At 74.0% G+C, this 10144-nt stretch carries 11 protein-coding genes and 1 pseudogene; 8 read left to right on the top strand and 4 right to left on the bottom strand.

All coding sequences use genetic code 11. The features are described from left to right. On the top strand, window positions 1-515 hold a 515-nt coding region (locus tag AB0J68_RS18095), incomplete at its 5' end, for a DUF2470 domain-containing protein (protein WP_363939487.1). A gap of 8 nt (window positions 516-523) precedes the next feature. On the opposite strand, the gene AB0J68_RS18090 is transcribed toward AB0J68_RS18095, so the two are convergent. The 3 genes from AB0J68_RS18090 to AB0J68_RS18080 all read right to left on the bottom strand — a co-directional run bounded on the left by AB0J68_RS18090 (window position 524) and on the right by AB0J68_RS18080 (window position 2696). Beyond that, window positions 524-1120 (bottom strand): TetR family transcriptional regulator, encoded by a 597-nt coding sequence (locus tag AB0J68_RS18090; RefSeq protein WP_354856170.1) that lies wholly within the window; start codon window positions 1118-1120, stop codon window positions 524-526. A gap of 83 nt (window positions 1121-1203) precedes the next feature. Next, complete coding sequence (locus AB0J68_RS18085) at window positions 1204-1959, bottom strand: ABC transporter permease (RefSeq protein ID WP_354856171.1); 756 nt, start codon at window positions 1957-1959, stop codon at window positions 1204-1206. Beyond that, window positions 1956-2696: an ABC transporter ATP-binding protein gene (locus AB0J68_RS18080; protein ID WP_363939485.1), complete on the bottom strand. Its 741-nt coding sequence runs from the start codon at window positions 2694-2696 to the stop codon at window positions 1956-1958. Before AB0J68_RS18080 ends, AB0J68_RS18085 begins: the two co-directional genes overlap by 4 nt. Before the next feature lie 192 nt (window positions 2697-2888). Between AB0J68_RS18080 and AB0J68_RS18075 the strand changes: the two are divergent. From AB0J68_RS18075 to AB0J68_RS18060, 4 genes and pseudogenes are all read left to right on the top strand, one after another. After that, window positions 2889-3575: pseudogene (locus AB0J68_RS18075) on the top strand (phosphoribosyl-AMP cyclohydrolase); the annotation flags it as partial. Window positions 3576-3755: 180 nt separating this feature from the next. Further along, window positions 3756-4184, top strand: a complete 429-nt coding sequence (hisI, locus tag AB0J68_RS18070) for a phosphoribosyl-AMP cyclohydrolase (protein ID WP_355067229.1) — start codon at window positions 3756-3758, stop codon at window positions 4182-4184. After that, window positions 4181-5734, top strand: coding sequence for an anthranilate synthase component I (locus AB0J68_RS18065; RefSeq protein ID WP_363939483.1), 1554 nt, complete (start codon window positions 4181-4183; stop codon window positions 5732-5734). Before hisI ends, AB0J68_RS18065 begins: the two co-directional genes overlap by 4 nt. Before the next feature lie 55 nt (window positions 5735-5789). Next, window positions 5790-6356 carry a Trp biosynthesis-associated membrane protein gene (locus AB0J68_RS18060; protein ID WP_363939482.1) on the top strand — a complete coding sequence of 189 codons (567 nt, stop codon included), beginning with the start codon at window positions 5790-5792 and terminating at the stop codon, window positions 6354-6356. On the opposite strand, the gene AB0J68_RS18055 is transcribed toward AB0J68_RS18060, so the two are convergent. Beyond that, window positions 6357-6626 (bottom strand): hypothetical protein, encoded by a 270-nt coding sequence (locus AB0J68_RS18055; RefSeq protein ID WP_354856175.1) that lies wholly within the window; start codon window positions 6624-6626, stop codon window positions 6357-6359. A gap of 487 nt (window positions 6627-7113) precedes the next feature. Between AB0J68_RS18055 and trpC the strand changes: the two genes are divergently transcribed. Genes trpC through trpA form a run of 3 tightly spaced genes read left to right on the top strand, consistent with a single transcriptional unit; the run spans window position 7114 to window position 9998 of the window. Then, a complete protein-coding gene (trpC, locus tag AB0J68_RS18050) occupies window positions 7114-7917 on the top strand; it encodes an indole-3-glycerol phosphate synthase TrpC (protein ID WP_039906616.1) in 804 nt (267 codons plus the stop codon). A gap of 37 nt (window positions 7918-7954) precedes the next feature. Then, window positions 7955-9193, top strand: coding sequence for a tryptophan synthase subunit beta (trpB, locus tag AB0J68_RS18045; protein ID WP_354856176.1), 1239 nt, complete (start codon window positions 7955-7957; stop codon window positions 9191-9193). A 1-nt stretch (window position 9194) separates the two neighbouring features. Then, on the top strand, window positions 9195-9998 hold the full coding sequence (gene trpA, locus AB0J68_RS18040; RefSeq protein WP_354856177.1) for a tryptophan synthase subunit alpha: 804 nt from the start codon (window positions 9195-9197) through the stop codon (window positions 9996-9998). The last annotated feature ends 146 nt before the right edge of the window (window positions 9999-10144 follow it).

The raw sequence follows: 10144 nt of genomic DNA, 5'->3' as shown, positions 1-10144 counted from the left end.
GCGCTCCCGGGCTGGGGCGGGCCTGGGTCTCCGGCTGGGCCGCCGAACTGCACGACGAGGAGGCACGCCGAGCGGCGCTCGACTTCGCCGCGGTCGAGCCGACCGGCGACCTGCTCGACGTGGGCGTCCGGTTCCGGCTGTTCCGCTTCGAGGTGGCCGAGGTGCGCTGGGAGCGGGCCGGCGTCGTGCACCGGATCGACCCGGGGGAGTACGCCGAGGCCGAGCCGGACCCGGTGCACCCGTTCGAGGCGCTGCTGCTGGCCGACCTCGCCGAGCGCGACGCCGACCAGGTGACCGACTACCTGCGCCGGCAGCTCGGGTTGACCGAGCAGACCCCGGACGGGCCGCCGCGCGTGGTGCGCATCGACCGTTACGGCCTGGTGGTCGCCCTCGGGCGCCCCGGCGCGCGGCGGCGCGTCCGGCTGGCGTTCCCGTGCCCGCTGGCCGAGCCCGATGAGCTGAGCCGCCTCCTGCCGCCGCTGCGTCGCCCGGCCGACGCCCGCCCGCCCCGCTGAATGGCGGTCTAGGTCGGCAACTGCCCGGTGAGGTAGCGCTGAATGGTCGGGCCGATCATGGCGACCAGCGTCTCCCGGTCCGCCGAGGCGACCGGCTCCAGCCGTACCACGTGCCGCATCATGGCCAGCCCGATCAGCTGGGTGGCGACCAGCGAACCGCGCAACGGCAGCTGGGCCGGATCGACGTCGAGCTGGTCGAGGACCCGACGCAGCACCTGCGTGGTGATGAACTCGCGCAGCAGGCGGGCCGTCCACTCGTTGCTCACAGCGGAACGCATCAGCGCCACACCCGCACTGCCGGCCGGGGAGTCCCAGATGCCGAGGAACGCCCGCACCAGTCGCTCGCCGATGCCGTTCCGGTCGCCGGCGAGCACCGTCGGTAGCACCTCGCCGGGATCGACCGGGAACTGCATCGCGGCCAGGAAGAGCTGGTCCTTGCTGCCGAAGTAGTGGTGCACCAGCGCCGGGTCCACCCCGGCGGTGGCGGCGATGCCGCGGATCGAGGCGGCGTCGAAGCCGCGCTCGGCGAACGCCGCCCGCGCCGCGTCGAGGATCGCCTCCCGGGTGTCCGGGTTGCCGGGTCGCCGGCCGGTCCGCCGCGTCATCGCCGCCCTTCGTTCGTCCGCTGACGCCGCCGGTCGCCCGACGGCTGGCGGCAACCCGCGGGGCGCGGGTCGCCGCCGGTCGGTCAGCCGGTGCGCCGGCGCAGGGTCGCCGCCGCGAGCACCAGCGCCAGCACCACCGCGCCGAGCACCACGCCCACGTCCCGCCACATCGTGCCGGTCGGCTCGGCGTTGGCGCCGACTTCCTGCAACGCCTCGATGGCGTACGACAGGGGGAAGGCGTCACTGAGCGCCTGGAGCCAGCCGGCCATCTGGTCGCGGGCCACGAACAGCCCACAGAGCAGCAGTTGAGGGACCACCACGACCGGCAGAAACTGTACTGCCTGGAACTCGGTGCGGGCGAAGGCGCTGCACAGCAGCCCGAGGGCGACGCCGAGCACCGCGTCGAGCACCGCGATCCCGATCACCAGGCCGCTGCTACCGACGGTCCGGAGATCGAAGATCCAGTACGCCACACCGGCGGCGACCGCGGCCTGTACGGCGGCGGCCAGCCCGAACGCGATGCCGTACCCGAAGAGCAGGTCGAGCTTGCCCAGCGGGGTCGTGAGCAGCCGTTCCAGGGTGCCGGAGGTGCGTTCCCGCAGCATCGCGATGCTGGTGACGAGGAACATGATCACGAAGGGGAAGATGCCCAGCATCACCAGCGCGATCCGGTCGAACGTCGACGGCTGCCCCGGCGGGGTCGGCTGGTCGACGTACATGAAGTAGACCAGGGTGAGCAGGACGGCCGGCACCAGCACGAGCAGCGCGATGGTGCGCCGGTCGTGCCGGAGCTGACGCAGGATGCGGCCGGTGGTGGCCGCCAGGATCCGCGGGTTCACGATGCCTCCCGTCCGGCCGGCGCGTCCGTGGCGCCGGCCATGATCAGTCGCAGGAACGCCTCGTCGAGGTCGTCCACGCCGGCGGCGGCGCGGATCGCGGCCGGGCTGTCGTCGGCGATCAGCCGCCCCTGGCGGATCAGCAGCAGCCGGTCGCAGCGGGCCGCCTCGTCCATCACGTGACTGGACACCAGCAGGGTGGTGCCGGCGGCGGCCATGGCGTGGAACCGGGCCCACAGGTCGGCCCGCAGCACCGGGTCCTGACCGACGGTCGGCTCGTCGAGGATGACCAGCTCCGGGTCGCCGACCAGGGCGCAGGCCAGCGAGGCGCGGCTGCGCTGACCACCGGAGAGGGTGGCGACCAGTTGACCGGCCGCCTCGGCCAGCCCGACCGCGCTGACCGCCTCGTCGGCCTCGGCACGACCACGGCCGTACAGGGCCGCGAAGTACCGGGCGTTCTCCCGGACGGTCAGGTCGGCGTAGACGCTCGGCGCCTGGGTGAGGTAGCCCACCCGGTTGCGCAGCTCCGGGGCGCCCGCCGGCTGGCCCAGCACGGTGACCGTCCCCGCGCTGACCAGCTGCACGCCGACCACCGCCCGCATGAACGTGGTCTTGCCGCTGCCGCTGGGGCCCAGCAGGCCGGTGACGGCGCCGCGCGGAACGGCGCAGCTGATGCCGTCCAGCACCCGCCGTCCGCCCCGGTCGACCACCAGGTCGCGGACGGTTATCGCGTCGTCCATCACGCACCTCCGAAAAACTCATCGTCTGTTGAACTCAACGCTAGATGAGATAACTCCGTCCGCGCAACAGCCCGCTTCCCCGACACCGCCCGCCGTCGCGCCCAGCATCACAACGGGCAGTAGGCTTCGGACCGGACAGCAGGTCCGGCAACGGGCATTGCGTACTGATCGGGCGTACGGCACGATGACGCCGTGGGTCACGCTCCGTTACCGCACAGCGGATTTCTTGAGGACTGGGCCGCGCGGTTGCGGGACGCCGCTGAGCGGCCGGTCGTCGGCATCCTGCTGCGCGGCAGTCACGCCCGACGGGCCGCCACCGCGCACAGCGACGTCGACCTCGACGTGCTGGTCGGCGGCTCCCCGTATGCCGCCCGCCGCGCGTACCTGGCCGAGACCGCCGGCCGGGTCACCCACGTCTCGGTGGCCGCCCGCGACGTCCGCTCCTGGGTGCACCGGCTCGGCGAACCGGCCGACTGGGCGTTCGGGCTGCCGGTCACCGCGCCGGCCCGGCTGCTCTGGGCCGACCCGCACTGGCGGCCCCGGATCGACCTGCCGGTGCTCTGCCAGCCCGCCGGGCCACCCCGGCTGGAGGAGCTGATCGCCATGCTCGGCAAGGCCGCCGCCGCCCGGGCCGCCGCCGACCGCCTCGGGGTCCGGCTCGCCGTGGCGGACCTCGCCCGGCTCTGCCCGTCGGTGCTGCGCCCGGCGAACCCGTCGGTACGGGTGTCCTCCCGGCGGGCGGCGTTCGCGGCGGCCCTGGAGCTGCCGGTCGCCCCCGCCGGCTACCGGGACGACATGCTGCTCTGCCTCGGGCTGCGTCCGGGCGGCACCGGGCAGCTCTGGGCCGCCGCCGTACGGCTGGTCGCCGGGATCCTGCCGTTGATCCGCCCGTACGCCGGGGAGATCGCCGACACGGCCGGCGCCGACCTGGCCGACGCCCTGGTCGATGGCCGGCTGGACCGCTACGTGGCCCAGCTCGCCCGGCCCGTGGGCCACCTGCCGAACCCTCGGCGGGAGTCGTCGCCGGTGCCCGCGCCGCGTGCAGGACAATGGGTAACTGTGCCCGTACCTGACGCGCCGGTGACCGGCGTCCCCAGCGATCCGAGCGGCCCGGCGGCGTCGACGCCGGCCCGTCCGACCCGGCTCGACCCGGCCATCGCGGCCCGGCTGCGCCGCACCGCCGACGGTCTGGTCGCCGCCGTGGTGCGCGCCCACGACTCCGGCGAGGTGCTGATGGTCGCCTGGATGGACGACGAGGCGCTGCACCGCACCCTCACCACCGGCCGGGCCACCTACTGGTCGCGCAGCCGCCGGGAGTACTGGGTCAAGGGCGCCACCTCCGGCCATCACCAGTACGTGCGCTCCGTCGCGCTGGACTGCGACGGCGACGCGCTGCTGGTCAGCGTCGACCAGGTCGGCGCGGCCTGCCACACCGGGCACCGGACCTGCTTCTTCACCGAGCTGCCGGTGACGGGGGCCGGCACATGACCGACGGCGCGGTGAGCCCCGACCTGGCCACCTTCACCGACGTGGCTGCCCGCTGGCGCGTGGTGCCGGTCACCCGACGCCTGCTGGCCGACGCCGAGACCCCGGTGGGTGTCTACCGCAAGCTCGCCGGCGGGCCCGGCACGTTCCTGCTCGAGTCGGCCGAGCAGGGCGTCGGCTCGGCGGGCATGGCCTGGTCGCGGTACTCGTTCATCGGCGTGCGCAGCAGCGCCACCCTCATCGAGCGGGACGGGGTGGCGACCTGGCTCGGCCAGCCGCCCGCCGGGCTGCCCACCGACGGCGACCCGGTGCGCGTGCTGCGGGACACCGTCGCGGCGCTCGCCGGCCCGCTCGGGGACCCGTCCGACGGTCTGCCCCCGCTGACCGGGGGCATGGTCGGCTACCTCGGCTACGACCTCGTCCGCCGCTTCGAGCGGCTGCCCGAGCTGACCGAGAACGACCTGGGCGTGCCCGAGCTGGGCATGATGCTCGCCACCGACCTGGTGGTCCTCGACCACTACGACGGCTCGGCGATCCTGGTCGCCAACGCGGTGCTGCCGCCGCTGGACACCCCGGGCCGCGACGCGCAGGTCACCGCCGCGTACCACCACGCGGTGGGCCGCCTCGACGCGATGACCACGGCGCTGTCCCGACCCATCCCACCGATGATCTCCACGGTCGAGCGTCCACCGGCCGACGAGGTTCTCTGTCGTACGCCCGAGGGTGGCTACCTGAAGGCGGTGGAGGCCGCCAAGGAGGCGATCCGGGCGGGCGAGTGCTTCCAGATCGTGCTGTCCCAGCGCTTCGAGCGGGCGACGCACGCCGATCCGCTGGACGTCTACCGGGTGCTGCGCACCAGCAACCCCAGCCCGTACATGTACCTGCTGCGCTTCGACGGGTTCGACATCGTCGGCTCGTCGCCCGAGGCGCACCTGAAGGTCACCGCCGGTGCGGACGGGCGGCGCCGGGCGCTGCTGCATCCGATCGCGGGCACCCGGCCACGCGGTGCCACCGCGACGGCGGACGCCGGGCTCGCCGCCGAGCTGCTCGCCGACCCCAAGGAGCGTGCCGAGCACGTGATGCTCGTCGACCTGGGCCGCAACGACCTGGGCCGGGTCTGCGAGCCGGGCAGCGTCCAGGTGCCCGAGTTCGCGACCATCGAGCGGTACAGCCACGTGATGCACATCGTCTCCACCGTGACCGGCACGCTGCGTGACGACTGTTCCGCGTTCGACGCGCTCGCCGCGACCTTCCCGGCCGGGACGCTCTCCGGGGCGCCCAAGGTGCGGGCCATGGAGATCATCGAGGAGTTGGAGCCGGTCCGCCGCGGTCTCTACGGCGGCACGGTCGGCTACTTCGGCTTCGGTGGTGACCTGGACATGGCGATCGCCATCCGGACCGCGCTGATCCGTGCCGGCCGCGCCTACGTGCAGGCCGGCGCGGGGGTGGTCGCCGACTCGGATCCGGCCGCCGAGGAGCAGGAGACCCGCGACAAGGCCGCCGCCGTGCTGGCCGCGATCGCCGCGGCGGAAACGCTGAGGGCGGCCCGGTGAGCGCGAGGAGTGCAGCGCAGCGGAGCCCCGCAGTCGCGAACGAAAGGTTGGTCCGGTGAGCGTGGGGGATCGGCGTCAGTTGACGTACGCCATGCTGCTCTGCCTGGCGGGCGCGGGCCTGGCGCTGTGGGCGGCGACCCGGGGCTGGTCGGTCGAGCTGACCGCGCGGCCGGCGCCGCTGCCGCCGGTTCGCGAGGCCCGCAGCGGGGCCGCCCTGCTGCCGTGGCTGCCGGCGCTGGCGCTGGTCACGCTGGCCGGCGGTGGCGCGGTGCTGGCCACCCGGGGTTGGGTGCGGCGGCTGCTGGGCGTGCTGCTGGGCGTTCTGGGCTTGGCGGTGGCAGCCGGTGGTGGTTACGGGTTGGTCGCCGATCTCGACGGCGTGGTGAGCCGGCAGTGGCCTGCGCTCTGCCTGCTCGGCGGTCTGCTCGCCGCCGTGGGCGGCGGGTGGACGGCGCTGCGGGGCGACGTGTGGCCGGCGATGGGCGCCCGGTACGAGCGGCCGACGCGGACCGTCACGGAGAGTGCGCCCACGACGGTCGCCCCACCGGGCCGGATGGCCGGGCGGCGGACCACCGAGGCGTGGGACGCGTTGGACCGGGGCGAGGACCCGACGGCCGGCTGATCAGCCGACCGGCTGACGCTCCCGCTGCGGGCGGGCGGAGACGGCGCGGGCGGCGGTCAGTTCGGCCACCAGGCGGTCCAGTTCGGCGCGTCGGTCGGCGCGGGCCCGGTCGGCGCAGACCGCCTCCCAGGCGTTGCCGCGTGCCGTGCGCATCCGGCCCTCGCCGACGACGGCCCGCTCCAGGGTGTGCACCACGCCGACGGCGAGTGACGCCACGGTCCGGGAGATGGTGGTCAGTCCGATGCTCGGGTTCGACTCGGCAATGCTCATTGGTCACCCCGCACGAGAAGTTGGCGACGGTCGGGCAGGCGCGTCATCGAGTCTGCCCGAGGACGATGCTGGCCGGCTGACGTTTCGCCGGGGTGACCGCCCGGTCAACTGTCCCGCCAGGCCCGCGATCTGGCACCGGCCGTTCGGCCTTGAGCTTGCTCACAGCATCGACCGGTGTCGTTGTCGTCGGGCGGCGAGCCGGAAGCGGTGGCATGATCGATGGGTCGGCCCGGTTCGACCGGGGCCGCCGGGCCCCCGTCGTATGACGGCGGTCGATACCGGAGGTGGCGCTGCGTGACATCCCGTTCACGGCAAGTCGGCCATTATGCCGCAGCCCTTTTCGTGAGCAGCGCCATACCCCCGGCTCCCGGCGTCGGTCGGCTGCCCCTAGCATCGGCCCATGACACCCGGAGAGGGGAGTCCGTTGGTGACTGCTGAGCATGCGCACGCGGAGGGGGACGAGGCCGGTCAGGCGGCGTCCGTAAGCGTGCTCGACGAGATTCTGGCTGGCGTGCGCGAGGACGTCGCCCGACGCCAGGAACAGGTTCCGTTGGAACGGATCCGTGAGCTGGCCGCGGCGGCGCCGCCGCCGCTGGACGCCTACGCTGCGTTGCGTAAGCCCGGCGTGGCGGTCATCGCCGAGGTCAAGCGCTCCTCGCCGTCCAAGGGCCGGCTGGCCGAGATCGCCGATCCGGCCGATCTCGCCGTCGACTACGCGGCGGGCGGGGCGCGGGCGATCAGCGTGCTGACCGAGGGGCGCTGGTTCGGCGGGTCGCTGGACGACCTGGCCGCCGTCCGGGCCGCGGTCACCGTGCCCGTGCTGCGCAAGGACTTCGTGGTCTCCAGCTACCAGGTGCACGAGGCGCGCGCGCACGGCGCCGACCTGGTCCTGCTGATCGTGGCCGCCCTTGAGCAGAACGTGCTGATGGGCCTGCTGGAGCGGATCGAGTCGCTGGGCATGACCGCGCTGGTCGAGGTCCACGACGAGGAGGAGGCCGACCGGGCCCTGGAGGCCGGCGCGCAGGTGATCGGGGTCAACGCCCGTGACCTGCGTACCCTTCAGGTGGATCGGTCGGTGTTCGAGCGGATCGCGCCGGGCCTGCCGAGCAGCGTCGTCAAGATCGCCGAGTCCGGCGTCCGCGGACCGCACGACCTGATCCGGTACGCCTCCGCGGGCGCGGACGCGGTTCTCGTCGGTGAGGGCCTGGTCACCCAGAAGAGCCCACGCGAGGCGGTGGCCGAACTGGTCAACGCCGGCAACCACCCGGCGACGCCCCGGCCGGTGCGCTGACCCGCGCCGGTGTGACGCCCCACCGAGAGGATTTCCGATGAGCGCCGATGCGCTGGCCCCGGTGGCCGGCTCGCAGCCCGACTCCGCCGGCCACTTCGGCCGCTTCGGCGGTCGGTTCGTGCCCGAGGCCCTGGTGGCCGCGCTGGACGAGCTCGACGGGGCGTGGCGTACGGCGATCGCGGACGAGTCCTTCCGGGCCGAGTTCGGGGCGCTGCTGCGCGACTACGCGGGCACGCCGTCGCTGCTCTACGAGGCCCGGCGGTTCTCCGCGAAGGTCGGCGCGCGGGTGCTGCTCAAGCGTGAGGACCTCAACCACACCGGCGCCCACAAGGTCCGCAACGTGCTCGGCCAGGCACTGCTCACCAAGCGGATGGGCAAGACCCGGGTGATCGCCGAGACCGGGGCGGGCCAGCACGGCGTCGCCACCGCGACCGCCGCCGCCCTGTTCGACCTGGAGTGCGTGGTCTACATGGGCGAGGTCGACACCGAGCGGCAGGCGCTCAACGTGGCCCGGATGCGGATGCTCGGCGCCACCGTCGTCCCGGTCACCACCGGCTCGCGCACGCTCAAGGACGCGATGAACGAGGCGATGCGCGACTGGGTGGCGAACGTTGACGAGACCCACTACCTGATCGGCACCGCCGCCGGGCCGCACCCGTTCCCGGCGATGGTCCGTGACTTCGTCCGGGGCATCGGTGACGAGGCCCGCCAGCAGTGCCTCGACCTGACCGGCGCGCTGCCGGACGCCGTCACCGCCTGCGTCGGCGGCGGCTCCAACGCGCTGGGCATCTTCCACGCCTTCGTTCCCGACGAGGACGTGCGGCTCTACGGCTTCGAGGCCGGCGGCGACGGGGTGACCACCAGTCGGCACGCCGCGAGCATCACCGGCGGGTCGGCGGGCGTGCTGCACGGCGCCCGCACGTACGTGCTGCAGGACGCCGACGGGCAGACGCTGGAGTCGCACTCGATCTCCGCGGGCCTGGACTACCCGGGCGTCGGGCCCGAGCACGCCTGGCTGCACGACACCGGCCGGGCCAGCTACCTGCCGGTCACCGACGCCGAGGCGATGGCCGCGTTCGAGCTGCTCTGCCGCACCGAGGGGATCATCCCGGCGATCGAGAGCGCGCACGCCCTCGCCGGCACCGTCACGCTGGCTCCGAAGCTGGCCGCCGAGCTGGGCCGGGAGCCCACCATCGTGGTCAACCTCTCCGGCCGGGGCGACAAGGACGTGCACACCGCCGGGGACTACTTCGGCATCCTCGACAAGGAGCACTGAGATGAGCCGCATCGGGGTGGCCTTCGACAAGGCCCGGGCCGACGGGCGGGCCGTGCTGGTCGGCTGTATGCCGGCCGGGTTCCCGACCGTCGAGGGCAGCATCGCGGCCATGACGGCGATGGTCGAGGCCGGCGTCGACGTCATCGAGGTGGAAATTCCGTACTCGGATCCGGTGATGGACGGCCCGGTAATCCAGAAGGCCAGCGACATCGCGCTGGCCGGCGGCGTCCGGACGTCCGACACGCTGCGCATCATCGAGGCGGTCGCGGCGACCGGCGCGCCAGTCGTCACGATGACCTACTGGAACCCCATCGAGCGGTACGGCGTGGACGTGTTCGCCCGCGACCTCGCCGCCGCCGGCGGCACCGGCCTGATCACGCCGGACCTCATCCCCGACGAGGCTGCCGAGTGGCTGGCCGCCTCGGACGCGCACGGCCTGGACCGCACCTTCCTGGTGTCGCCGTCGTCCACCGACGCCCGGGTGGCGATGACCGTGGACAACTGCCGGGGCTTCGTCTACGCCACCGCCGTGATGGGGGTGACCGGCGCTCGGGCGCGGACGTCCGACGCCGCCCCCACGTTGGTCTCGCGGGTTCGCGCGGTCACCGACCTGCCGGTCGGTGTCGGCCTGGGCGTGGGCACCGGAGCGCAGGCCAGCACCGTCGCCGGGTACGCCGACGGGGTGATCGTCGGCAGCGCGCTCGTCCGTTGTGTGCTCGACGCCTCCTCGGAGGCCGAGGGGCTGGCCGCGCTGCGCACCCTCAGCGCCGAACTCGCCGAGGGCGTCCGCAACCCCGCGCGCTGACCTCGGCCCCCGGGCCCGGACGCCGGCCCGTCGGGCCGCTGGGCGCGGCACCGCGGGTGCCGGTCGGCTGGCCGGGGGGTTGGTTCGGCCGGCCGGGGCGACGGACGGCAAGAGCGCCGGGCCTGCCTTTCGCTGAAGAGACGTAT

Origin of the sequence: Micromonospora sp. NPDC049580 (assembly GCF_040675595.1) — a bacterium.
GTDB lineage: Bacteria > Actinomycetota > Actinomycetes > Mycobacteriales > Micromonosporaceae > Micromonospora.
Note: the sequence above shows the minus strand (reverse complement) of the source record. Positions and strands in the feature narration are given on the sequence as shown.